Source organism: Bradyrhizobium sp. CCGE-LA001 (genome assembly GCF_000296215.2).
Lineage (GTDB): Bacteria > Pseudomonadota > Alphaproteobacteria > Rhizobiales > Xanthobacteraceae > Bradyrhizobium.
In genome coordinates, this window is the sequence record NZ_CP013949.1 from 4,666,105 (window position 1) to 4,688,760 (window position 22,656).

A 22,656-nucleotide genomic window follows, 5' to 3' on the forward strand; every position below is an offset into this window, starting at 1 on the left:
AATGCTGCCATCTCAAAAGAGAAACGGCCGATGGAACTCAGCGATCTCCAGACCTTCGCCACTGTTGCCCGCGCCGGCGGCATCACCCGCGCTGCGGAGGAGCTCAACACGGTGCAGTCGAACGTCACCCAGCGCGTCAAGGCGCTGGAGGCGGAGATCGGCACGGCGCTGTTCGAGCGGCACGCGCGCGGCATGACGCTGACCGGTGCCGGCAAGCGCCTCCTCCCCTACGCGCAAAAGATGGCGGCGCTGTCGCGCGAAGCCCTGCTCGCCGCACGCGACGATGGCGAGCCGAAAGGTCCGCTCGCGATCGGATCGATGGAAACGACGGCGGCGGTGCGGCTGCCGCCGCTGCTGGCGGATTTCCATCGCCGCTGTCCGGCCGTGCGACTGTCCCTGCGCACCGCACCGACGGCCGACCTCGTCGCCGCCGTGCTCGACGGCACGCTCGACGGTGCCTTCGTCGCGGGACCGATCACGCATGACGACCTCACCGCGACCAGCGCCTTCCGCGAGGAGCTGGTACTGGTCAGCGCGCGGCGCTGTGCTTCGCTGGCAGAGCTGCGCGCCGGCACGCCGGAGTCCGGTCCGACCGCGCTGGTGTTTCGCACCGGCTGCACCTATCGCCAGCGCCTCGAGCAGGTGTTCGTCGAATTCGGCTGGCCGTCGGCGGCGCGCTTCGAGCTCGGCACGCTCGACGGCATGATCGGCTGCGTCGCCGCTGACATGGGCGTGACGCTGCTGCCGCGCGCGGTCGTCGAAGGCAGCGCGATGAGCGGCAACGTGTCGATCCACACGTTGAGCCCCTCGCATGCGCGCGTCGAAACGCTCTTCATCCAGCGCCGCGCCGGACATCGAACCAGCGCCCTCGGCGGTTTTGCCGCATGCCTGAAACAGGACGAGCACGTCATCGCAGCCTGAGGCCGGGCGTTCCGCGCGACGAAATTCATCGACACAAAACTGTCGATTTTGAATCGCTCGACACTGTGCTCAGCGAACGTGCATCCAGCCGCCGCAGCGCGGCACATCGAAAAGCTTTGAAGCCCGCGCTCCTTCTACGTTAGGATGAGCCACTGGCCGGCGCGAACCATAACGAAGCCAAAACATCGGGAGGACTATCGATGCGCAATACGCTCGTGTTGTGCTGCGTCGCTGCATTGTCGGCGATGACAGCCACAGCGAATGCCCAGGACTGGACCAAATCGAAATGGGGACCGACCGACGAGGTCGGCGCCGCCAATTACATGACGCCCGAGCTCGTGGTGAAGGCGGCATCACTTGTAAAGACCGGCAAGACCTACGCGCTCGGCATGGCCGTCGATTCCAAGACTCCGGCCTATCCGCCGCGCGACTACAAGATCACCATTGTGCAGCCGGGACAGGCGGGCAGCAGCGGCCTTGGTCCGAACAAGGCAACTTATAACGATGACATCCTCAACACCTGGGTGGGCGTCGGCAGTCAGCTCGACGGGCTCGGCCATCTCGGCATCGAGCACGTCTATTACAACGGCAACAAGCTGGCCGATTTCGCCGATCCCACCGGGCTGAAGAAGCTCGGCATCGAGAAGGTGCCGCCGATGGTCACCCGTGGGGTGCTGCTCGATATGGCCGCCTATTTCAAAACCGACGTAGTCAAGGAAGGCACCGCCTTTAACGTCAAAGAGATCGAGGAAGCCGCCAAGGCGCAGAACGTCGAGATCCGCCAGGGCGACGTCGTCATCTTCCACACCGGCTGGCTCGGCCTGGTCGGCAAGGACGACAAGCGCTATTCGGCCGGCGAGCCGGGACTTGGCGTCGAAGGCGCGAAGTACCTGACCGGCAAGGGCGTCGTCGCGGTCGGCGCCGACACCTGGGGGGTCGAGGTGGTGCCGTTCGAATCCAAGAACCTGTTCGAGGTGCATCAAATCCTGCTCGCGATGAACGGGACCTACATCCTCGAGAACATGGACACGGCCGCGCTCGCTCGTGACAAGGGCTACGAATTCCTGTTCGTGCTGGGACAGCCGCGCTGGACCGGCGGCGTGCAGGCGATGATCAACCCGATCGCGATCCGCTGACGCCCGAAGCGGCCCTGGAAGAAGGCCGGGTGAGCACACCGCTACCCTCACCCGGCCCGAACTTCAGGTACGAATGTCCTCGTAGGACTCGATCCGGCGCGGGCCGATCGAGGTCGCCTCGAGCGAGTCCGCATCTGCGAGATTGCCGAAGTCGAGCTTGGTCAATTTCGCCAGGTCCGCGACCGAGACCTGGAAGACGCTGACGTCCTCTTCGGACATGCGCTCGAGTAGATCCGCCTCCTGGACACGGTCGATCTCCATGACCTGCTTGCGCTGACTCATCAGGAACGCCATCGCCTTGAGAACGTCGTCGTCGCGCCGAACCAGGATCTTCCAGAAATACTTCGGAATGTGAACGCCGCCGAAGCTCGGATCCTTGCGCGGCCTGCCGGCCGGATTGGGCAAATCGGATCCGTCGGCATCCGGCCCATCGAAGACCGGGCCGTTCATGACGATGCCCTTCTCCTCGCCCTTGAGCAGGATATCGCGCGTGTAATCCTCCAGTCCGGCCCAGAGCTGCTTGCCCTGGTTGAACGAGAAGAATTGCGGCGAGCAGTTGGTGAAATGGAAGGAATCGTCGCCGTGCTCCTTGGCCGCGGCGACGGTGTCACCCCAGGTCGCATCGAGGCGGCGGACGAGATGACCGCGATCGAACGGGTTCTTGCTGCGGTCTGCTTCGAAGGTAGCCTGCTTGCGGTAGAACTCGTCGCCGATCTGGGCGTCCTCGTCTATGCGTGGATCGCGCAGCCAGGAATCGCCTTCGCGCTTGCCGACGTCCTGCTGCTGGCCGCCGTCGATATTGACGCAGCTGAAGAAGGCGAGCCCGCGCTCCTTGTTCATGACGACGCTATAGTTGAAATATTTCAGCTCGGACTGCCTGGAGCTCCCCTTCAGCATCGCGACTCGAGATTTGAGGGCGGCCGGTATCTTCGGCAGCGGGACGGAGAATCTGCCGGTGCCTAGGAAATTCGCCTTGTAGCCCGGCCGCGATTTCAACGTGCTCTGATCGATATGCACGGCCTCCATGGGCAGGCCGTTCTTGGCACTGATGTGAGGCAGCAGGCCGACCGGCGGAACGATCAAGGGCTTGCCGCCATTTGGCAAGCCGCCGTTCGGCAGGCCGCCGTTGCCCCCGCGGCCCGGCATGGGCGGCATCGGCGGCATGGGAATTTCCTTCCGGAGCATCGGCAATGGTACGCGGACGGGGACCACCAGCGAGGTCCCATCGACGGATTGCTCGAACCAGAGATTGGCTCCGAAGGAGACCGGGGCGGCTGGCTGCGGCATCTTCTCGATCTCGTGCCGGGCCGGCGGTTCCTCCTCGTCGAGCACCGGCTTGATCAGGGGATGCGAGCCGACCGCAATCTTGAGATCGGCGACGATCGCGCTGATCCGGATGCCCTCATTGGCGATCCAGTCGATCAAGGTCTCGTCCATCGAGGCATCCCACACCCTGCCGTCCTTGGTCAGGGTGCGGCCCCTTGCGTCCTTCCTCGGCACGCCGCTGTGGTGCAGCGCGACCACCTGCCAGAAGCGGTTGAAGGCCGGCGAGCCTGACGAACCTGCCGTGGTATCGGTGTTGTACCAGACGAAGTCGCCGACATATTTGAGCAGCTTGTTCTCGCGGACGCAGACCTGCTTCATCTGCCCGCTGGGATGCTGGACGATGGTGAGGTACTCGCCCGGGTCCGCCTTGCCGGGTGCGCCAAAGAGCGGCAACCAGCCCCAATCCTCCAGGTGCTCGTCGCCCGACAGCGAGGTCGGTGCCACCGCAACGATCGAGAAATCCAGCCTGTCATTGGTGTAGAAGAACCTGCCCGGCTCGAATCCGAACCTGACCGGCGCACGCTCCTGGCCCGAAATGTCCAGCTCGTAGTTGAAATCGGCCACCGAATTGGCTGCATCGGACGGCTTGCCGAACACATGATGGTTCGTCAGCAGCAGGCCCGGCCCGATCAGAAAGCCCGAGCCGTAGCCGAGCAGATTCGACCTGCCATCCCTGAGCTGGATGCGGCAGATCGAGCGCGCGGCAGCCGTGCCCTTGGCGAGATAGTTGATGCTGTCGAGATCGTTGCCCTGGATGATCCGCTCGAGGCCGGTCTCGGCCTTCTGCACGTCCCCCGTCTCGGCGAACAGCTGGCGCTGACGCAAGCGCTTCTTCTCGACCGACATCTCGATCGGGCCGTCACCCAGCTTTTTGTTCAGGGCCTCCGGTGAAAACTCGGCTTGCTTGAATCGCCGTTCTGAGCCCGCGATCAGGCTTGGCTTGATGAACATGATGACCTCACGAAAATTCGGATGAATATCGACGTGCGGAGGCTGAAAACTGCGCCAAGGCTGCAGTGCGGTCGAACCACCGTCCACTGCCAATGATTGTTCAAGAACCGGGGTCGATGCCCCACTACTTTAGCCAGATAAACCTATCGCGCCACAACCAAAGCGTCAATCGATGCTGGTCGCTGCTCGCGCGACATCATGTCATGGGACGCGCTTTGCTTGTGTGAACTGCGCAACAAAATGATCGTTGTTCTCGCATGTGCGCATCACGATTTCGAAAGCACTTCTGAGAGACAAGTCCGAAGACGCGCTTCCGCTACGCTTTCCGTTGCCACCGCCGCAGCGCCACCAGAGCCCAGATCGCCTCGACCAGACCGAACGGCCAGGCGCCTTGCAGGAAGCCATAGGCGGAGCCGAGCGCGCAGGACGCCGCGAACAGCAGGACGAACCAGTGGCTGCGGTCTTCCAGCGCATAGCAGACCAGCATCGCCGTCACGGCAAACAGGCCGAATAGTGTCAGTGCATCCATGTCCAGGGTTCACTCCACAGCGCGACGCGTGATATGCGCTAAGACCATGCCGGCTCTTATCCTGCCTCTCGTCGATGCTGCAACCCACTGGCCCGCGCGCGGCGCGCTGATCGGGCTCGACCTCGGCACAAAGACCATCGGCGTCGCTGTATCCGATCCCGATCGCAAGCTCGCTACCGGCGTCGAGACGATCCAGCGCAAGGCGTTCAAGCAGGATGCCGCTCGCCTCCTCGCGATCGCGGCCGAGCGCAAGGCGGCCGGTTTCGTGCTGGGCCTTCCCATCAACATGGACGGCAGCGAGGGCCCGCGCGCGCAATCCACGCGCGCCTTCGCCCGCAATCTTGCCGGCCTGACCGCACTGCCGATCGGCCTGTGGGACGAGCGCCTCTCGACCGCAGCGGTCGAGCGCGAGCTGATCGGTATGGACGTCAGCCGTGCCAAGCGCGCTGAGGTGATCGACGAACACGCCGCGATCTTCATCCTGCAAGGCGCGCTCGACCGCCTCGCCAATCTTCGCACCAATCCGGGGATCGACTGATCCATGGCTGTCGTCATCGCGGCGCTGCTGCCGGTGTTCGTCCTCATCGTGCTCGGCATCGTGCTGAAGCACAGCCTGATGCAGCTCGACACGCAATGGCACGGGCTGGAGCGGCTGACCTATTTCGTGCTGTTTCCCATGCTGCTGATCCAGACGCTGGTGAGGGCCGACCTTTCCAAGGTGCCGGTCGCCGGCGTCGGCGGCGCGCTGCTGCTGTCGGCGCTCGCGATGTCGCTGCTGTGCCTTGCGCTGCGCCCGGCCCTGTCGCGGCTCGGCATCGACGGCCCTGCTTTCACCTCGATCTTCCAGGGTGCGACGCGCTGGCAGACCTTCGTCGCCCTGTCGGTCGCCGCCAACATGTTCGGCGACGTCGGGCTGGCGCTCGCCTCCGTGGCGATGGTCGCGATCATTCCCCTGGTCAACGTGTTGAGCGTCGTGGTGCTCGCCCGTTACGCGGCGCCCGAGAAGCAGTCGGCAGGCACGATCGTCATGACGGTGGTCCGCAATCCCCTGATCTGGGCCTGCGCGATCGGGCTTGCGGTCAACCTGATGCACCTGCCGCTGCCGAAGATCTGGCACGACGTCGCGGACGCGCTGAGCCGCTCCTCGCTCGCGATCGGCCTGCTCGTCACCGGCGCCGGCCTTCATCTCCAAGGCCTGTTGCGCCCGAGCCTGGGGGCTGCCTTCGGCGTCGTGTTCAAGCTCGTGCTGATGCCCGCGCTCGCGATGGGGCTCGGCGTCTGGTTCGGGCTGTCCGGCAACAGCCTTGCGATCGTCGCGATCTGCTCGGCGGTGCCGACCTCGTCCAGCGCCTATGTCCTGGCGCGCCAGATGGGCGGCGATGCGCCGCTGCTGGCGCAGATCATCACGCTGCAGACGATCTTTGCGGCCGTCACCATGCCGGTCGCGATCGCGCTGGCGGCGTGATCAGCTTCCCAGCCACATCGTCAACACCACCGCGGTCAGATTGTTGAGCGCGTGCAGCACCGTGGTGAGCCAGAGCGAATTGGCGCGATAGCGCATGTAGCCGAACCAGAGTCCGATGCAGAAGACCTCGGCCAGGAAGTACAGATCGTATTGCAGGTGCACGATGGTCCACACCAGCGACGACAGCAGGATCGCGCCTGATACCCGCAGGAAGCTTTCCGACCAGCCGCGATAGAGGAAGCCCCGCGCCAGGACCTCTTCCGACATCGGCGCCGCCACGCTGAAGGCGAACAGCAACAGCAGGGCTGCCCCCTTGTCGCGGCCCGATTTCAACAGATCGGTCATGAAGCCCGGCGTCGCCTCGCGGCCGAGTGCGCGCGACATCGTCTCCCAGACCAGCACGATCAGGATGAGGCCGACGACACCAAGCAGCAGCTGCTTCCAGGACGGCCAATGCAGCGCGAGATAATCGACGAAGGACGCGTTCTTGATGCGAATGGCGAGCCAGACCGCGGCCAGCGTCGCCGGTAGACCCATGGCCACCGACAGCGCCAGCGCCTGGGGCTCGCGGCCGACGAGTTGCAGCGAGGCGAGGTCCATGGGCAGGCCGCGCTGCGCCACCAGCAGAACGATGGCGCCGATCTGCCCGACGAACATCGCGAAGAAGATCAGGAGGCCCCACAGCGCCGTGCCCCAGAACATCCAGACGCGCGGCGTCGCGGGCGTCACAGTCGGCGGCGGATAATCGGGATTGAGGGAGTCCATCACAAGGCTTTCACTAGGCCGGCGAGCTGTCGAAAGAACCGTCATGCCCGGGCTTGTCCCGGGCATCCACGTTCTTCGCGCTGCGACTCAAGACGTGGATGGCCGGGTCAAGCCCGGCCATGACGATGTGGGTAGCAAGTGCCATGCTCACGGCAACGCCCGCTCCAGCAGCACGCGCACGTCATCATCGTCGAGCTCGACCGCACCATACATGCTGGCGTGATTGGCGGCGAGACGCGTGCTCGCAAACAGTTCCGCACCGTGCGCAGACACCCCGTTCAGCGCCGCAGCCGCGGCAAGCAGCGCCAGCTTCTCGACCGCGAGCCGTGCGACGCGTTCACCATCGGCGCGGCGGAAGGCCTTGCCGATGAACGCCACCGTCTCGCCTGCCCCCGGCAAGCCCCTGGTCTCGGCCGCCAGCGCTTGCAGCACCGCCAAGGCTGCGTCTGGCTCGCGCGCAAGCGCGCGGAGCACGTCGAGGCACATCACGTTGCCGGAGCCTTCCCAGATCGCGTTGACGGGCGCCTCACGGTAATGGCGCGCGAGAATGCCGTCCTCGACATAGCCGTTGCCGCCGAGGCACTCCATCGCCTCGTAGAGAAACGGCGGCGCACTCTTGCAAGTCCAGTATTTGATCGCGGGCGTCAGCAGCCGCATATAGGCGGCCTCCGCCGCATCCTGCGCCGTGCGGTCGAAGGCACGGCAGAGCCGCATCACCAGCGCCGTGCTCGCCTCGACATGCAGCGCCATGTCGGACAGCACCGCCTGCATCAGCGGCTGATCGGCCAGATGCTTCTGGAACACGCTGCGGTGACGGGCGTGATGCAGCGCATGGGCGAGCCCCGAACGCATCAGACCGACCGAGGCGATCGCGCAATCCTGCCGCGTCAGCTGCACCATCTGGATGATGGTGCGGATGCCCTTGCCCTCCTCGCCGACCGCTTCGGCATAGGCGCCGACGAACTCGACCTCGGACGAGGCATTGGAGCGGTTGCCGAGCTTGTCCTTGAGCCGCTGGAACTGGATCGCATTCACCGAGCCGTCAGGCGCAAAACGCGGCATGAAGAAACAGGTCAGGCCGCCCTCCGCCTGCGCCAGCACCAGGAATGCATCGCACATCGGCGCCGACATGAACCATTTGTGGCCGGTGATGCGATAGGCATGTCCGTCGCGCACGGCCCGGGTCATGTTGGCGCGCACATCGGTGCCGCCCTGCTTCTCGGTCATGCCCATGCCGAGCGTCATGCCGCGCTTGTCCCACCACGGCGCGAAGCTCGGGTCGTAGCTCCTGGTCGACAGCACCGGCATCACGCGCGCGAGCAAATCCGGCTGCATCGCCAACGCCGCGACGGACGCGCGCGTCATCGTGATCGGGCAGAGATGACCGGTCTCGACCTGCGCCGCCATGTAGAACTTTGCCGCGCGAATGACCTCGGCGGCATCGCCCGCAGGTTTTCCATCCGCCGTCCAGGTCGAATTGTGGACGCCGGCATGCGCGCTGTGCGCCATCAGCTCGTGATAGGCGGGATGAAACTCGACCTGATCGCGGCGATTGCCCTTGGCATCGAAGCTGCGCAGCTTCGGCGCGTTCTCGTTCGCGACGCGCCCGCGATCGGCCATCGCCGCCGAGCCCCATTGCTTGCCGAATTCGGACAGCTCGCGTTCCGCCGACGCGCCGCCATTGGCCTTGACCGCCTCGATGAGCGGCCGATCGACGGCGAAGAGGTCGACGTCCTCGAACGGCGGCGACTGGTTGAGGACCTCGTGGGTCGCAAAGCTCGGCTGGGTCATTGAGTACTTCCTCGGAGCGGACTTTTTAGTTCCGCCGCGGCTGGATCGGGAAATCATAGGCCGCCCCGCCTGTCCCCGGCAGGGAAAAATGCCACCACTCCTTCGAATAGTTCACAAAGCCTTGCCCGGCCATCGCCGCCACCAGCCGCTTGCGCCAGGCGCGCTGTTCCGGACTGATCGATGGCGCCGCAGTGTGGCCCTTGGTGTCGGTACAGTCGTAGCCGGTGCCCATGTCGACACTGCCTTCCGGCGCGCGCGCATCGACCGGCGCCGTGCAATCGGCATAGGTCTTCGAGGGATCGTATTTGGCGGAATTGTCGGCCTTGAGATCGACCAGCGTGAGATCGAGCGCGGCCCCGGTCGAATGCTGCGAACGGCTCGCGATGTAGCCGAGGCGGAACAACTCGGTCTTTGGAATTCGCGGATTGTAGCGCCGCTCGGCCGCCGGCTCGCGGCCGTTCTGCGACCACTTCACCATGTCGAGCGAGGCCCGCGCCGGCCGGTAGCAGTCGAACATCTTGAGCGAGAGATTTTGCACCGCCAGCTCCTGCTGGACCGCCTTGAGCCGCAGCCCCACCTCCCGCTTCACCACGCATTCGCCGGCATCGTAGCCGGCGAGCGGACGGCCGACGAAATTGTTCGACGTGGCGTAGCGAATGTCCTGGATGATGCTGGGATCGATGTCGCGCAGGTACACGAAGCCGCCAGGGAGCGATTGGGCGTGGGCTGCACTGATCGTCACTGCGGCGAGGAACGCTGTCAGAATTCTTTTCACGGAATGCCCCACATCGTCATGGCCGGGCTTGTCCCGGCCATCCACGTTCTTTTGCGTCAAATGCGATAGAAGATCGTGGATGCCCGGGACAAGCCCGGGCATGGCGGAAAAGGTAGGGACAGGCCACGCCGCAGCGACCAAACCGACAGATCAGGGGATAACTCCCGTCGCACCGTTTGCCCCTTGCTCCTCCCGCCATCCGCCCCTATAGCTCTGCTTTTAATGACATCGAAATCGACCTTCGTCCTCGGCCACCGGCATTTGCTGGGCATCGAGGGCCTTTCCGCGGCCGACATCAGCGGCCTCCTCGACCTGTCCGAAGAATATGTCGAGCTCAACCGCCAGGTTGACAAGAAGCGCACCGTCCTGCGTGGACGGACGCAGGTAAACCTTTTCTTCGAGGCCTCCACCCGGACCCAGTCCTCGTTCGAGCTCGCGGGAAAACGGCTCGGCGCCGACGTCATGAACATGTCGGTGTCCTCGTCCTCGATCCGCAAGGGCGAGACCCTGATCGACACCGCCGTGACGCTGAACGCGATGCATCCGGACATCCTGGTGGTGCGCCATCACGCATCCGGCGCGGTGGAACTGCTGGCGCGCAAGGTCGACGGTTCCGTGATCAATGCCGGCGACGGCGCGCATGAGCATCCGACGCAGGCGCTGCTGGATGCGCTCACCATCCGCCGCAACAAGGGCCGGATCGAGGGTCTCGTGGTCGCGATCTGCGGCGACGTGCTGCATTCGCGCGTCGCCCGCTCCAACATCATCCTCCTCAACACCATGGGCGCCCGCGTCCGCGTCGTCGGGCCCTCCACGCTTCTGCCGCCCGGCATCGAGCGGATGGGCGTCGAGGTCGCGCGCGACATGCGCGAGGGCCTGGAGGGCGCCGACATCGTCATGATGCTGCGCCTGCAGCGCGAGCGCATGAACGGCTCCTTCGTGCCCTCCTCATCGGAATACTTCCATTATTTCGGGCTCGACCAGAAGAAGCTCGCCTACGCCAAGCCGGACGCTCTCGTGATGCATCCCGGCCCGATGAACCGCGGCGTAGAGATCGACTCGATCGTGGCCGACGGCGCACAGTCCCTGATCCGCGAACAGGTGGAGATGGGTGTTGCCGTGCGCATGGCCGTGCTGGAAGCGCTCGCCCGTAACCTGCCGAACGCGTGATGCCGATGCTGACCGATCGCCGCCCCATCCTGCTCGCTAACGCCCGCGTCGTCGATCCCTCCAGGGACTTCGACGGCGTCGGCGACGTGCTCATCGCCGACGGCGCCATCCGCGAGACCCGCCGCGGCATCGGCGCGGCCGGCGTGCCCGAAGGCACCGACATCATCAACTGCTCCGGCAAGATCGTGGCGCCGGGCCTGATCGACATGCGCGCCTTTGTCGGCGAGCCCGGCCTCAGCCACCGCGAGACCTTTGCCTCGGCGAGCCAGGCGGCTGCGACCGGCGGCATCACCACCATCATCTGCCAGCCCGACACCTCGCCCGTCATCGACAATTCGGCGACGGTCGACTTCGTGATGCGCCGCGCCCGCGACACCGCGATCGTCAACATCCAGCCGATGGCGGCGCTGACCAAGGGCCTGCACGGCCAGGAGATGACCGAGTTCGGCCTGTTGAAAGCGGCCGGCGCGGTCGCCTTCACCGACGGCGACAGGAGCGTGACCAACGCCCAGGTGATGCGCCGCGCGCTGACCTACGGCCGAGATTTCGACGCGCTGATCGTACATCACACCGAGGATCCCAACCTCGTCGGCGAAGGCGTGATGAACGAGGGCGAGTTCGCGACCCGGCTCGGCCTGATGGGCATCCCGAATGCCGCCGAAGCCGTGATGCTGGAGCGCGACCTCAGGCTCGTTGCGCTGACCGGCGGCCGCTATCACGCGGCCTCGCTGACCTGCACCGATTCCCTCGATATCCTCCAGCGCGCCCGCGACGCAGGCCTTGCCGTCAGTGCCTCGGTCTCGATCAATCATCTGGCGCTCAACGAAAACGACATCGGCCCTTACCGTTCGTTCCTGAAGCTGTCCCCGCCGCTGCGCACCGAGGACGACCGCCGCGCGCTGGTGGCCGCGCTCGCCTCCGGCCTGCTCGACGTCATCATGTCCGACCACAATCCGCAGGACGTCGAGGTCAAGCGCCTGCCCTTCGCCGAAGCCGCGCCCGGTGCCGTCGGGCTCGAGACCATGCTGCCGGCCGGCCTGCGGCTGGTGCATAATGGCGAGATGGAACTGAAGACGCTGATCCGTGCGATGTCGACCCGGCCGGCCGAGCTGCTGGGATTGCCGGGCGGAACCCTGCGCGCCGGCAGCCCGGCCGATGTCATCGTAATCGACCCCGACACACCCTGGGTAGTCGATCCCGCCGACCTCAAATCGCCCTGCAAGAACACCCCGTTCGACGAGGCCCGCTTTACAGGCCGCGTGGTGCGCACCATTGTCGGCGGCCGGACGGTCTATGAGCATGTCTGACGTACGAGATCGCTCGACCTGGAAGTTGGGCCTTTGGAGCTGCCGCCATGGCGCTTGAAGCATTTTTGCCGGTGGCGTTCGTCATCGGCTATCTCTTCGGATCGATCCCGTTCGGGCTGATCCTGACCAGGCTTGCGGGTACGCAGGATATCCGCTCGATCGGCTCCGGCAGCATCGGCGCCACCAATGTGCTGCGTACCGGCCGCAAGAGCCTCGCCGCGGGCACCCTGCTGTTCGATGCGCTCAAGGGCACCGCGGCCGTGGTGATCGCCGGCTACATCGCAGGACCCAATGCCGCCATGGTGGCGGGGCTCGGCGCTTTCCTCGGCCATCTCTTCCCGGTCTGGCTGAAGTTCAAAGGCGGCAAGGGCGTGGCCACCTATATCGGCGTCCTGCTCGGCCTGTTCTGGCCCGGCGCCATCGTGTTCTGCCTGCTCTGGCTCGCCACCGCCTTCACCACCCGCTACTCCTCGCTCTCGGCGCTGGTGGCGGCGTTCATCACGCCGATCTTCCTGTGGTGGTTCGGGCACCTCGCCCTGTCGGCCCTGACGGCAGTGCTGACGCTGCTGCTGTTCTACGCGCATCGCGAGAACATCAAGCGCCTGCAAGGTGGCAGGGAAAGCCGGATCGGCGAGAAGGCATAGCGTTTTGCGCGAACCGGGCATCTACGGATACCGAAGCGCTCCTTCTGCATTATATGCCAAATCCTGTTCGCAACTTGCGACCGAATCACGGTTGTATTGGCAAGCGAGTTCCGGGTCTGTCATCGTGACAGCGGATATGGCGGCGGTTGCTCAGAATGAGCGAGAAGATTGTCGACACGCATGACGGGGATGGTTCGCTGGGTGCTTCTGGCACCGCAGCAAGCCGGCTGCTCTCGGCGACCAATATCTGGTCCGATGCGCCCTCGCCGCCCGCCCCAAATCCTCTTTCCGCTCTGCCGCCAGTGTCGCCACCCGATCCAATCGCGAAAGCGCCCGTGACGGTCGAGGTCGTGACCACGGCCGCGCCCATTGCGCCCGTACAGCCGCATGCCCGCCAATGGCCGCCGCGAAGACTCTCGCTGGCGCTTCAGGGCGGCGGCACCTTCGCCGCCTTCAGCTGGGGCGTGCTGGAGCGGCTGCTGGAAGAGCCTGATATCGCGATCGACACCATCAGCGGCGCCAGCGCTGGCGCCATCAATGCGCTGCTGCTCGCTTGCGGCCTTGCCGAAGGCGGCCGGGAAGGCGCGCGCTCCCGGCTGAACCGGTTCTGGGTCCGGCTGATGCACGAGGCCTCATTCCGCTCGCTGATGCTGATCGGCGGCTTCTCGCCGGCCGGAAGCTCGGTCGCGTTCGGGCCGACGCTGCGCTCCGGCCAGTTCGATCCGTTCGATCTCGATCCGCTGCGGCAGGCGCTCTCGCGCGACATCGATTTTGCCGCCCTGCGCGACGCAAGGTGCCCAAAGCTCATGATCGCGGCGACGCGAATCCGCGACGGGCAGCAGCAGATATTCCGCAATGACGCCATCACCGCCGACGTCGCGCTGGCCTCGACCTGTCCGCCGCTCGTTCACTGCGCCGTGGAGATCGACGGCGAGGCCTATTGGGACGGCGGCTTCGGTGGCAACCCGCCGCTGCTGCGCCTGGCGCAGGAAACGGCGACGCCCGATGTCCTGCTGATCCAGGTCACGCCGGCACGCGACAGCTACGTGCCGATCACGCTCGCAGCGATCGACCGCCGGCTCGACCAGATCGCGGCCAACGCCGCGCTCAACGCCGAGATCGCCGCGCTTGAATGGGCGCAGGCCCATGCCGCGCCTTCACTGCGGCTGTCCAGGATCGCGGCCGAAGACTTCGTCGAGGGCCTCGCGCAGCGCTCTTCCACGGATCTCGGCCGCGGCTTCATTCGCGCGCTGCACCGAAGCGGCCGTGAGGCGGCCGAGCGCTGGCTCGGGCAAGGCGCAGACGGCAACGCGCCCGCGCGTGATCAGCAGGCCGTTCGCCGCGAACCTGCGCTAGCCTGATTTCGCCAGCGCATCCTCCAGGAACCAGGCCGCCGCAAGTGCGAGCGGATCATTGCCGAAGCGCGCGATCACCTGCACGCCGATTGGCAGGCCATTCACCTTCAGCACCGGCACGTTGACGCAAGGATTGCCCATCAGCGTCCACAGCCGGTTGTAGCGGGGATCGCCCGTGGTCGCGAGCTCCTTGGCCGGCGCGGTGCCGGGCGCGGAATAGGTCAGGAGCACGTCGACGCCCTCGAACAGCTGGCCGAGCTCGCGGCGTCCGCGCCGGCTGATCCGGCGCGCCTCGTCATATTCCTTCGGGGTCAGTCCGGCGGTCGCATCGAGGCTTGCGCGCAGCATCGGCGCGATCTCGTCGTGGCGTTCCGAAAACTCCCAGGCGAGCGCGCGATGCGCCTCGAAATCCTGGATGATCGGATGGATGCGCCAGGCGTCCTGCAGTGAGGCGGGCAGATCGATCGTGCGCACATTGGCGCCCGCTCGCGTCGCCGCCTGAATCGCAGCCTCCAACCCCTGCTCCGCCGCCGGCTCCACGCTGCCTGCAAATTCCTGCCTGACTACGCCGATGCGCGGCGCCTTGGCCGGGGTGATGCCGGAGAACTCGGTGCGCCCCGTGATCGCCAGCAGCCCGCGCGCGAGATCCTCGGCGCGCGCCCCGAACAGACCAACCGTATCGAGCGCCCACGAATAGCATTTGACCCCGACCGTCGGCAGTATCCGGAACGACGGCTTGATCGCAGCCGTGCCGCAATAGGCGGCGGGGCGGATCACGGAGCCGCCGGTCTGCGTGCCCAGCGCCAGCGGAATCATGCCCGCGCCGACGGCCGCGGCCGAGCCCGAGGACGAGCCGCCCGGCGTGTGGCCCAGATTGTGTGGATTGAGCGTCGGCGTCGGATCGCGCGAGGCGAACGCCGTGGTCGTGGTCTTGCCGATGATGGTGGCGCCCGCCCGCTTCAACATCATCACCACAGGCGCATCCGAGCGCGGCTGCCAGCCGCGATAGATTTCCGAGCCCATCTCGGTCGGCATGTTGGCGGTGTCGATGATGTCCTTGATGCCGACCGCGATGCCGCGCAGCGGGCCGGAGCCTTGCGCCTTGGCGGTTTTGTCATGACGGACGAAGGCGCGGACGTCCTTCTCCTTCGCCTCGATCGCCGCGTGCGACTGCGCGATGGCGGCATCGGGCGAAAGTTCGCCCGCTTCGATGCGGCGCTGGAGGTCGGCAAGTGAGATCATGGCACATCCTTCTTAATTGGTTTCGCTTTTAGCATCGGAGCAAAGCCGCGCAAGCGCACGCCGCTGTTGCGCAACGCCCCAAGGTTGTTCCATGCTGTCCCCACAAGGAGACGCCGTGGACGCCATCAATCCGAGCATGGAGCTGACCGAGCTTGAGCGGATCGACCGCCTGCGTCTGATCCGCTCCGACAATGTCGGCCCGCGCACCTTCCGCTCGCTGGTCGATCATTTCGGCAGCGTGCGGGCTGCGCTGGAGCGGCTGCCAGATCTGGCGCGCCGCGGCGGTGCACAGCGATCGGGCCGCATCTGTAGCGCCGATGAAGCCAAGGCCGAGCTAGCAGCAAGCCGCAAATTCGGCATCGCCTGGCGCGCGCCCGGCGAAGACGGCTATCCGGCGCGGCTGGCAATGATCGACGACGCGCCGCCGCTGCTGGCCGTGCGAGGCGACACGAAAACCTTGATGCGGCCGATGATCGCGATCGTCGGCTCGCGCAATGCCTCCGGCGCCGGGCTGAAATTCGCAGGCGTGCTCGCGCGCGAGCTCGGCGAAGCCGGCTTCGTCGTCATTTCCGGCCTCGCCCGCGGCGTCGACCAGGCCGCGCATCGCGCGAGCGTCGAGAGCGGCACGATTGCCGTGCTCGCCGGCGGACATGACTGCATCTATCCGCCCGAGCATGGTGATCTCCTCACATCGATCCTCGATCACGAGGGCGCTGCGATCTCCGAGATGCCGCTCGGCCATGAGCCCCGCGCCCGCGACTTCCCTCGCCGCAACCGATTGATCTCCGGCGCCTCGCTCGGCGTGGTCGTGGTGGAAGCCGCGCACCGCTCGGGCTCGCTGATCACCGCGCGCATGGCCGCCGAACAAGGGCGCGAAGTCTTCGCGGTGCCGGGCTCGCCGCTCGATCCGCGCGCCGCCGGCGCCAACGATCTGATCAAGCAGGGCGCGACGCTCGTCACAGAAGCCGCCGACATCGTCAATGCGGTTCAGCCGATCATGGAGCGCCCGCTGATGCATCCGGCTGAAGAGCCCGACAGCGAGCCGTTCGAGAGCGATCCGCAAGGCCATGACCGCGACCAGATCACCGGCCTGCTCGGCCCCGCCCCTGTTACAATCGACGACCTCGTGCGGATGTCCGGCGCCTCTCCCGCGATCGTGCGCACCGTGCTGCTGGAGCTCGAGCTGGCCGGCAGGCTCGAACGTCATGGCGGCGGGCTGGTGTCTCTCCTCTAAGTCTCGTTCCGCGCGTCGAACCGCGTCCGCGCCGTCGCGATCAGCTCCTGGTGTTTGATCGCCCACTCGCCGAGCGCTTTCACTGGCTCCTGAAGCCCACGGCCGAGATCGGTCAGCTCATAGTCCACGCGCGGCGGAAGGGTCGGAAAGATCGTGCGCGTGACGAGCCCGTCGCGCTCGAGGCCGCGCAGCGTCAAGGTCAGCATGCGCTGCGAGATGCCGTTGATCATGCGCTTCAGCTCATTGAAGCGCTTCGGACCGTCGCTCAGCATCATGATGACGAACACGCTCCATTTGTCGCCAACGCGCGACAGCACGGAGGCGACCCCGCGGCAGTCCGCATGGTCGGGATGCGGCGCGGGATCGGGGCGCGGCGTGGCAGGGAAACTGATGTTCGCAGGTTTCAAAGATGTGCCCATGGCTCAAAAAAGTGCGTTCTTGCGAGGATTTCTATAGTCACTCATGTAGCGCTGGTTACAAACTTATACCAGGGTGACCCCAAATGAAACTCCTCCATCTCGACTCCAGCGTCCTCGGCCCCCACTCCGTCAGCCGGCAGGTCTCCGCCGCCATCGTCGACCGGCTCCGGCAGGCGACGTCCGGCCTCGATATCACCTATCGTGATCTGACCCAGACCCCCCTCGCCCATCTCTCCGGTTCGCATCTGGCCGCCGCGCAAGGCGCACCCGCGCCCGCGGAACTTGCACCCGACCTCGCCGCGAGCGCGGCTGCGCTGGACGAGTTTTTGGCCGCCGACATCGTCGTGATCGGCGCGCCCATGTACAATTTCACCATTCCCAGCCAGCTCAAGGCCTGGATCGACCGCATCCTCGTTGCGGGCAAGACGTTCAGCTATGGAGCGAATGGGCCGCAGGGTCTTGCCGGCGGCAAGCGCGTGATCGTGGCCATCTCGCGCGGCGGCTATTACGGCGCGGAGACGCCATACGCGGCCGGCGAACATCTCGAAACCTATCTACGCTGGGTGTTCGGCTTCATGGGTATCACCAACGTCGAATTCATTCCGGCCGACGGCATCCAGGTCGGGCCGGAACACCGCGAAAAGGCGATCGCCGGCGCGCTCCAGTCGGCAACGAGCCTGCGCGCGGCCTAGCCGTTCGCCACAGCTACGCCGTCGGGCGCAACGCGAATGTTGCGCCCGACTAGGTTCGCTCAACCGATCAGCCCCGGTAGATCGGCGCGCCGCTCGGAGAAGCGACCGCGCCGCCGTCCACGAAGATCTCCTGGCCCTGCACATGGGCGGAATCATCGGAGGCGAGGAACAGCACCGTCTTGGCGACGTGATCGGTTTCGCCGATGCGGCCGAGCGGCGTCGTCAGCGCGATCCGTTTCTCGAACGCTTTCTCGGCTTCCGGCGTCGCGGTCGCGGGACCCCAGATCGGGGTGCGGATCGCGCCGGGCGCAACCACGTTGACGCGGATGCCGCGCGGCGACAGTTCCGATGCCATGATCCGCGCCATCGCCCGCACGCCGGCCTTCGCAGCGCCGTAGGCGGAGTAGCCGGGAATGCCGAGCACCGAGATCACGGAGCCATTGAGGACGATAGAGGCATTGTCGTTGAGATGAGGCAGCGCGGCCTGAACGGTGAAGAACACGCCGGTGAGGTTGGTGCTGATGACCTTCTCGAACACCTCCAGCGTCGCTGATCCCAGCGGCGTGCCGCCGGCGATGCCGGCATTGGCGAACACGATGTCGAACTTGCCGAACTTTTCCGCGCCCTGCTTGATCGCAGCTTCCGTCGCGGCGATGTCGGTCGCGTCGGCAGCAAACGCGAGCGCGTTCGGCCCGAGCTCTTTCGCGGCCGCGTCCAGCGTTTCCTTGTTGCGCCCGGTGATCACCACCTTGGCGCCCTCGGCCACGAACAGTTTCGCCGTCGCAAGCCCGATGCCGCTGTTGCCGCCGGTGATCAGGGCCGTCTTACCTTGAAGTCTCACGTTCGCCTCCAGTAGTTGCATGATGAAACTATGGTTGCGATCTAGGGCATATAGTTTTATGATGCAACCACACAAGCGCGTGATCGGCGCAGGCGCCGTGCGAACGCGACAGGACCAAGGTGATGGTGAAACGAACGAGCTTCGAGGGTGACGCTTGCCCGATCGCGCGCTCACTGGACGCGCTCGGTGACTGGTGGTCGCTGCTGATCATCCGCGAGGCGCTGTTCGGCGTCCGGCGCTTCGGCGAGTTTCAGAACAAGCTCGGCATGGCCAAGAACATCCTATCAGTGCGCCTGCGCGCGCTGGTCGATCACGGCATCCTGGCCACCGCCCCCGCCTCCGACGGCAGCGCCTATTCTGAATATGTGCTGACGCCAAAGGGCCGCGGCACCTTTCCGATCCTGGTCGCGCTGCGGCAATGGAGCGAGGAGTTCGACGACCACCCCGAGGAGATCGCGACCATTCTGGTCGATCGCGAGAAAGGGCGCCCGGTGAAGAAGCTGGAAATGCGCGCGGAGGATGGCCGCCTGCTCAGCCCCGCGGACACCACGTTGAAGCCGCGGTCGGCATCGCGCAGACGGTCAGCTTGACGGAGCACGACTGCCACCACCCCGTCATTGCGAGCGCAGCGAAGCAATCCAGAGTCTTTCCGCGGAGGGATTCTGGATTGCTTCGCTACGCTCGCAATGACGAAGTTGAAGCAGAGCGCTCAGATCTAACCACCGTCACCCTGAGGCGCCGGAGCGAAGCGGAGGCCTCGAAGGGCGACGGCCCGGCTGCATCACCGGGTCCGTTCATCCTTCGAGGCTCTCCACGCGCCGCTTCGCGTCGCATGTCTCGCACCTCAGGATGACGGGTGATATTGGCCCGGCGCCCCTCATGACAGCTTGCGCTTGGTCCGCAGCCGCAGATGCTCGTCGGCCTCGAGCTGGGTCATGCCCAATAAATAATGCAACACGGACAGCTTGTGGCGCTCGGCGAGCTGACGCAGGGCGGCCGACTGCTCGGCGATGAAGGCCACCGCCTCATCTGCCCCGCCTTCTCCCGGTTCCTCGTTGCGCGAGCGCCCTGACGCGCTTGCCGCGGCGCGCGCTCGCTTTTTTGCTGGCTTCGTCACCAGACCCCACCCCGAATCCATGCCCCGGGGAGACATTACGCCGACATCGGCCGCAACTCCAAGGTGGTGTTATGCAACTTTTTCGATATGAAACTTTTCCCATTGCGGCGGCTTTCAACACCCCTCGATTTGACAGGAACGGCCTCACCACCCATGTTCGGGTCGAAACGGCCGTCCCGAGTCCTTTCGATTTCGGCCCAAGATTTTCCCGTAAGTTACTGGAACTACATGAATATCGTCATTGTGGAGTCGCCGGCGAAAGCCAAGACGATCAACAAATATCTGGGCTCGTCCTACGAGGTCCTGGCGTCGTTCGGCCATGTCCGCGACCTCCCCGCCAAGAACGGCTCCGTCGATCCCGACGCCAATTTCAAGATGATCTGGGAGGTCGATCCCAAAGCCGCCGGCCGGCTGAACGATATCGCGAAGTCGCTGAAAGGTGCCGACCGCCTGATTCTCGCCACCGACCCCGATCGCGAGGGCGAGGCGATCTCCTGGCACGTGCTGGAGGTGATGAAGGAGAAGCGCGCGCTCAAGGATCAGAAGATCGAGCGCGTGGTGTTTAACGCCATCACCAAGCAAGCGGTCACGGACGCGATGAAGCATCCGCGCCAGATCGACGGCGCGCTGGTCGACGCCTACATGGCGCGACGGGCGCTGGACTATCTGGTCGGCTTCACCCTCTCTCCCGTGCTGTGGCGCAAGCTGCCCGGCGCCCGTTCGGCCGGCCGCGTGCAGTCGGTCGCGCTGCGCCTCGTCTGCGACCGCGAGCTGGAGATCGAGAAGTTCGTGCCGCGCGAATATTGGTCGCTGGTCGCGACGCTGCTGACGCCGCGAGGCGATGCCTTCGAGGCCCGCCTCGTCGGCGCCGACGGCAAGAAGATCCAGCGCCTCGACATCGGCACCGGCGCGGAAGCCGAGGACTTCAAGAAGGCGCTGGAAGCCGCCGCCTATGCCGTGACCGCGGTCGATGCCAAGCCGGCGCGGCGCAATCCGCAGGCGCCGTTCACCACCTCGACCCTCCAGCAGGAGGCCAGCCGCAAATACGGCTTTGCGCCCGCGCACACGATGCGCATCGCCCAGCGCCTCTATGAAGGCATCGACATCGGCGGCGAGACCACCGGACTCATTACTTATATGCGTACCGACGGCGTGCAGATCGCCCCTGAGGCCATCACCCAGGCGCGCAAGGTGATCGGCGAGGACTACGGCAACGCCTATGTGCCGGATGCGCCGCGCCAGTACCAGGCCAAGGCCAAGAACGCCCAGGAAGCGCACGAAGCGATCCGACCGACCGACATGTCGCGCCGTCCCGACAGCATAAGCCGCAAGCTCGATGCCGATCAGGCGAAACTGTACGAGCTGATCTGGAAGCGCACCATCGCGAGCCAGATGGAAGCGGCCGAGCTCGAGCGCACCACGGTCGACATCACCGCCAAAGCCGGCGGCCGTACGCTGGAGCTGCGCGCCACCGGCCAGGTCATCAAGTTCGACGGCTTCCTCGCGCTGTATCAGGAAGGCCGCGACGACGAGGAGGACGAGGATTCCCGCCGCCTGCCCGGCATGAGCGCCGGCGAAGCCTTGAAGCGGCAGTCGCTCGCCGTCACCCAGCATTTCACCGAGCCGCCGCCGCGCTTCTCCGAGGCTTCCCTCGTCAAGCGGATGGAAGAGCTCGGCATCGGCCGGCCCTCGACCTATGCCTCGATCCTGCAGGTGCTGAAGGACCGCGGCTACGTCAAGCTGGAGAAGAAGCGCCTGCATGGCGAGGACAAGGGCCGCGTCGTGGTCGCTTTCCTCGAAAGCTTCTTCAGCCGCTACGTCGAATACGACTTCACCGCGGGCCTGGAGGAGCAGCTCGACCGCATCTCCAACAACGAGATTTCCTGGCAGCAGGTGCTGAAGGATTTCTGGCGCGACTTCATCGGCGCCGTCGACGACATCAAGGATCTGCGCGTCGCGCAGGTGCTGGACGTGCTCGATGAGATGCTGGGGCCGCACATCTATCCGCCCCGCGCCGATGGCGGCGACGTCAGGCAATGCCCGAACTGCGGCACTGGTCGGCTGAACCTGAAGGCCGGCAAGTTCGGCGCCTTCGTCGGCTGCTCGAACTACCCGGAGTGCCGCTACACCCGCCAGCTCGCGGCCGACGGCGAGACGACCGCGGACCGTTCGCTCGGCCAGGACCCTGAGACGGGTCGCGATGTCTGGGTCAAGGCCGGCCGCTTCGGTCCCTATATCCAGCTCGGCGAGCAGAAGGATTACGAGGAAGGCGAGAAGCCCAAGCGCGCCGGCATTCCGAAGGGCACCTCGCCCAGCGATGTCGATCTCGAACTCGCGCTGAAGCTCTTGTCGCTGCCGCGTGAGATCGGCAAGCATCCGGAAACCGGTCAGCCGATCACCGCAGGTCTCGGCCGCTTCGGACCGTTCGTGAAGCACGAGAAGACCTATGCCAGCCTGGAGGCTGGCGACGAAGTCTTCGACATCGGCCTCAACCGTGCCGTGACGCTGATCGCAGAGAAGGTTGCGAAGGGCCCGAGCCGCCGCTTCGGCGCCGATCCCGGCAAGGCGATCGGCGATCACCCGAGCCTCGGCACGGTCACCGTGAAGAGCGGTCGTTATGGCGCCTATGTCACGGCGGGCGGCGTCAATGCGACGATCCCGGCCGAGTTCGAGAAGGACGCCATCACGCTGCCGCAGGCGATTGCGCTGATCGACGAGCGCGCGGCGAAAGGCGGCGGCAAGACCAAGGCGAAGAAGGCGGCCAAGCCCGCCAAGGCCAAGAAGGCTGCGGACGGCGAGGACGCCGCTCCGAAGGCGAAGAAGCCGGCCGCGAAGAAAGCCGCGGCCAAATCCAAAACCGAATCCACCAGTAAGGCGCGCGCCGCCGTGCCGTCGACTGCAAAGACGTCGCCGACCAAGAGCGCCGCCACCAAGGCTCCGGCCAAGAAGAGTGCCGGCAAGACTTGAAGAACAAGA

21 protein-coding genes are annotated in these 22,656 nt (G+C 65.6%); 12 read left to right on the top strand and 9 right to left on the bottom strand.

Annotation, left to right across the window (positions count from 1 at the left end; translation table 11 throughout):
- The first annotated feature begins 30 nt into the window (after window positions 1-30).
- Both BCCGELA001_RS21645 and BCCGELA001_RS21650 read left to right on the top strand, forming a co-directional pair.
- Window positions 31-921: a LysR family transcriptional regulator gene (locus tag BCCGELA001_RS21645; RefSeq protein WP_008548400.1), complete on the top strand. Its 891-nt coding sequence runs from the start codon at window positions 31-33 to the stop codon at window positions 919-921.
- A 200-nt stretch (window positions 922-1,121) separates the two neighbouring features.
- Complete coding sequence (locus tag BCCGELA001_RS21650; RefSeq protein ID WP_008548402.1) at window positions 1,122-2,057, top strand: cyclase family protein; 936 nt, start codon at window positions 1,122-1,124, stop codon at window positions 2,055-2,057.
- Window positions 2,058-2,120: 63 nt separating this feature from the next.
- On the opposite strand, the gene BCCGELA001_RS21655 is transcribed toward BCCGELA001_RS21650, so the two are convergent.
- Both BCCGELA001_RS21655 and BCCGELA001_RS21660 read right to left on the bottom strand, forming a co-directional pair.
- Window positions 2,121-4,334 (bottom strand): DNA/RNA non-specific endonuclease, encoded by a 2,214-nt coding sequence (locus tag BCCGELA001_RS21655; RefSeq protein WP_144441406.1) that lies wholly within the window; start codon window positions 4,332-4,334, stop codon window positions 2,121-2,123.
- Between the two features lie 316 nt (window positions 4,335-4,650).
- Window positions 4,651-4,863 carry a hypothetical protein gene (locus BCCGELA001_RS21660; protein WP_008548416.1) on the bottom strand — a complete coding sequence of 71 codons (213 nt, stop codon included), beginning with the start codon at window positions 4,861-4,863 and terminating at the stop codon, window positions 4,651-4,653.
- 46 nt (window positions 4,864-4,909) lie between these two features.
- Between BCCGELA001_RS21660 and ruvX the strand changes: the two genes are divergently transcribed.
- Both ruvX and BCCGELA001_RS21670 read left to right on the top strand, forming a co-directional pair.
- A complete protein-coding gene (gene ruvX / locus BCCGELA001_RS21665; protein ID WP_060736274.1) occupies window positions 4,910-5,401 on the top strand; it encodes a Holliday junction resolvase RuvX in 492 nt (163 codons plus the stop codon).
- A 3-nt stretch (window positions 5,402-5,404) separates the two neighbouring features.
- Window positions 5,405-6,328 (top strand): AEC family transporter, encoded by a 924-nt coding sequence (locus BCCGELA001_RS21670; protein WP_060736275.1) that lies wholly within the window; start codon window positions 5,405-5,407, stop codon window positions 6,326-6,328.
- On the opposite strand, the gene BCCGELA001_RS21675 is transcribed toward BCCGELA001_RS21670, so the two are convergent.
- From BCCGELA001_RS21675 to BCCGELA001_RS21685, 3 genes are all read right to left on the bottom strand, one after another.
- Complete coding sequence (locus BCCGELA001_RS21675; protein WP_008548428.1) at window positions 6,329-7,093, bottom strand: CPBP family intramembrane glutamic endopeptidase; 765 nt, start codon at window positions 7,091-7,093, stop codon at window positions 6,329-6,331.
- 147 nt (window positions 7,094-7,240) lie between these two features.
- Entirely contained in the window at window positions 7,241-8,884 is a 1,644-nt protein-coding gene (locus BCCGELA001_RS21680) for an acyl-CoA dehydrogenase family protein (RefSeq protein ID WP_060736276.1), read from the bottom strand.
- Between the two features lie 25 nt (window positions 8,885-8,909).
- Complete coding sequence (locus BCCGELA001_RS21685) at window positions 8,910-9,659, bottom strand: M15 family metallopeptidase (protein ID WP_060737767.1); 750 nt, start codon at window positions 9,657-9,659, stop codon at window positions 8,910-8,912.
- Window positions 9,660-9,881: 222 nt separating this feature from the next.
- Here BCCGELA001_RS21685 and BCCGELA001_RS21690 point away from each other — a divergent pair, with 222 nt between their 5' ends.
- From BCCGELA001_RS21690 to BCCGELA001_RS21705, 4 genes are all read left to right on the top strand, one after another.
- Entirely contained in the window at window positions 9,882-10,829 is a 948-nt protein-coding gene (locus BCCGELA001_RS21690) for an aspartate carbamoyltransferase catalytic subunit (protein ID WP_008548449.1), read from the top strand.
- A 5-nt stretch (window positions 10,830-10,834) separates the two neighbouring features.
- Window positions 10,835-12,136, top strand: coding sequence for a dihydroorotase (locus BCCGELA001_RS21695; protein ID WP_060737768.1), 1,302 nt, complete (start codon window positions 10,835-10,837; stop codon window positions 12,134-12,136).
- A 47-nt stretch (window positions 12,137-12,183) separates the two neighbouring features.
- Entirely contained in the window at window positions 12,184-12,780 is a 597-nt protein-coding gene (gene plsY, locus BCCGELA001_RS21700; RefSeq protein WP_060736277.1) for a glycerol-3-phosphate 1-O-acyltransferase PlsY, read from the top strand.
- A gap of 155 nt (window positions 12,781-12,935) precedes the next feature.
- The gene (locus tag BCCGELA001_RS21705) at window positions 12,936-14,141 is read left to right on the top strand and encodes a patatin-like phospholipase family protein (RefSeq protein WP_060736278.1); all 1,206 of its coding nucleotides are present in this window, start codon (window positions 12,936-12,938) and stop codon (window positions 14,139-14,141) included.
- Here BCCGELA001_RS21705 and BCCGELA001_RS21710 read toward each other — a convergent pair.
- Window positions 14,133-15,377 (bottom strand): amidase, encoded by a 1,245-nt coding sequence (locus BCCGELA001_RS21710; protein ID WP_060736279.1) that lies wholly within the window; start codon window positions 15,375-15,377, stop codon window positions 14,133-14,135. The genes BCCGELA001_RS21705 and BCCGELA001_RS21710 overlap by 9 nt on opposite strands.
- Window positions 15,378-15,468: 91 nt before the next feature.
- Here BCCGELA001_RS21710 and dprA point away from each other — a divergent pair, with 91 nt between their 5' ends.
- A complete protein-coding gene (dprA, locus tag BCCGELA001_RS21715; protein ID WP_060736280.1) occupies window positions 15,469-16,611 on the top strand; it encodes a DNA-processing protein DprA in 1,143 nt (380 codons plus the stop codon).
- On the opposite strand, the gene BCCGELA001_RS21720 is transcribed toward dprA, so the two are convergent.
- Window positions 16,608-17,030 carry a winged helix-turn-helix transcriptional regulator gene (locus BCCGELA001_RS21720; RefSeq protein ID WP_060736281.1) on the bottom strand — a complete coding sequence of 141 codons (423 nt, stop codon included), beginning with the start codon at window positions 17,028-17,030 and terminating at the stop codon, window positions 16,608-16,610. The genes dprA and BCCGELA001_RS21720 overlap by 4 nt on opposite strands.
- Before the next feature lie 83 nt (window positions 17,031-17,113).
- Between BCCGELA001_RS21720 and BCCGELA001_RS21725 the strand changes: the two genes are divergently transcribed.
- Window positions 17,114-17,722, top strand: a complete 609-nt coding sequence (locus BCCGELA001_RS21725; protein ID WP_060736282.1) for an FMN-dependent NADH-azoreductase — start codon at window positions 17,114-17,116, stop codon at window positions 17,720-17,722.
- A 67-nt stretch (window positions 17,723-17,789) separates the two neighbouring features.
- On the opposite strand, the gene BCCGELA001_RS21730 is transcribed toward BCCGELA001_RS21725, so the two are convergent.
- Window positions 17,790-18,563: a glucose 1-dehydrogenase gene (locus BCCGELA001_RS21730; RefSeq protein WP_060737769.1), complete on the bottom strand. Its 774-nt coding sequence runs from the start codon at window positions 18,561-18,563 to the stop codon at window positions 17,790-17,792.
- Window positions 18,564-18,685: 122 nt separating this feature from the next.
- Here BCCGELA001_RS21730 and BCCGELA001_RS21735 point away from each other — a divergent pair, with 122 nt between their 5' ends.
- A complete protein-coding gene (locus BCCGELA001_RS21735; RefSeq protein WP_008548489.1) occupies window positions 18,686-19,153 on the top strand; it encodes a winged helix-turn-helix transcriptional regulator in 468 nt (155 codons plus the stop codon).
- Window positions 19,154-19,440: 287 nt separating this feature from the next.
- Here the strand turns inward: BCCGELA001_RS21735 and BCCGELA001_RS38885 are convergent, their stop codons facing one another.
- Window positions 19,441-19,584, bottom strand: coding sequence for a hypothetical protein (locus BCCGELA001_RS38885; RefSeq protein ID WP_236840727.1), 144 nt, complete (start codon window positions 19,582-19,584; stop codon window positions 19,441-19,443).
- A 324-nt stretch (window positions 19,585-19,908) separates the two neighbouring features.
- Here BCCGELA001_RS38885 and topA point away from each other — a divergent pair, with 324 nt between their 5' ends.
- On the top strand, window positions 19,909-22,647 hold the full coding sequence (topA, locus tag BCCGELA001_RS21745) for a type I DNA topoisomerase (protein WP_060736283.1): 2,739 nt from the start codon (window positions 19,909-19,911) through the stop codon (window positions 22,645-22,647).
- Window positions 22,648-22,656: the final 9 nt, after the last annotated feature.

Bases quoted from the DNA above. Each gene is read 5' to 3' on its own strand.
- BCCGELA001_RS21695 (WP_060737768.1), top strand. From the start codon at position 10,835: ATGCTGACCGATCGCCGCCCCATCCTGCTCGCTAACGCCCGCGTCGTC.
- BCCGELA001_RS21720 (WP_060736281.1), bottom strand. From the start codon at position 17,030: ATGGGCACATCTTTGAAACCTGCGAACATCAGTTTCCCTGCCACGCCG.
- BCCGELA001_RS21690 (WP_008548449.1), top strand. From the start codon at position 9,882: ATGACATCGAAATCGACCTTCGTCCTCGGCCACCGGCATTTGCTGGGC.
- BCCGELA001_RS21675 (WP_008548428.1), bottom strand. From the start codon at position 7,093: ATGGACTCCCTCAATCCCGATTATCCGCCGCCGACTGTGACGCCCGCG.
- BCCGELA001_RS21705 (WP_060736278.1), top strand. From the start codon at position 12,936: ATGAGCGAGAAGATTGTCGACACGCATGACGGGGATGGTTCGCTGGGT.
- BCCGELA001_RS21660 (WP_008548416.1), bottom strand. From the start codon at position 4,863: ATGGATGCACTGACACTATTCGGCCTGTTTGCCGTGACGGCGATGCTG.
- dprA (WP_060736280.1), top strand. From the start codon at position 15,469: ATGCTGTCCCCACAAGGAGACGCCGTGGACGCCATCAATCCGAGCATG.
- BCCGELA001_RS21680 (WP_060736276.1), bottom strand. From the start codon at position 8,884: ATGACCCAGCCGAGCTTTGCGACCCACGAGGTCCTCAACCAGTCGCCG.
- BCCGELA001_RS21655 (WP_144441406.1), bottom strand. From the start codon at position 4,334: ATGTTCATCAAGCCAAGCCTGATCGCGGGCTCAGAACGGCGATTCAAG.
- ruvX (WP_060736274.1), top strand. From the start codon at position 4,910: ATGCCGGCTCTTATCCTGCCTCTCGTCGATGCTGCAACCCACTGGCCC.
- BCCGELA001_RS21735 (WP_008548489.1), top strand. From the start codon at position 18,686: ATGGTGAAACGAACGAGCTTCGAGGGTGACGCTTGCCCGATCGCGCGC.
- BCCGELA001_RS21725 (WP_060736282.1), top strand. From the start codon at position 17,114: ATGAAACTCCTCCATCTCGACTCCAGCGTCCTCGGCCCCCACTCCGTC.
- BCCGELA001_RS21645 (WP_008548400.1), top strand. From the start codon at position 31: ATGGAACTCAGCGATCTCCAGACCTTCGCCACTGTTGCCCGCGCCGGC.
- topA (WP_060736283.1), top strand. From the start codon at position 19,909: ATGAATATCGTCATTGTGGAGTCGCCGGCGAAAGCCAAGACGATCAAC.
- plsY (WP_060736277.1), top strand. From the start codon at position 12,184: ATGGCGCTTGAAGCATTTTTGCCGGTGGCGTTCGTCATCGGCTATCTC.
- BCCGELA001_RS21650 (WP_008548402.1), top strand. From the start codon at position 1,122: ATGCGCAATACGCTCGTGTTGTGCTGCGTCGCTGCATTGTCGGCGATG.
- BCCGELA001_RS21670 (WP_060736275.1), top strand. From the start codon at position 5,405: ATGGCTGTCGTCATCGCGGCGCTGCTGCCGGTGTTCGTCCTCATCGTG.
- BCCGELA001_RS21710 (WP_060736279.1), bottom strand. From the start codon at position 15,377: ATGATCTCACTTGCCGACCTCCAGCGCCGCATCGAAGCGGGCGAACTT.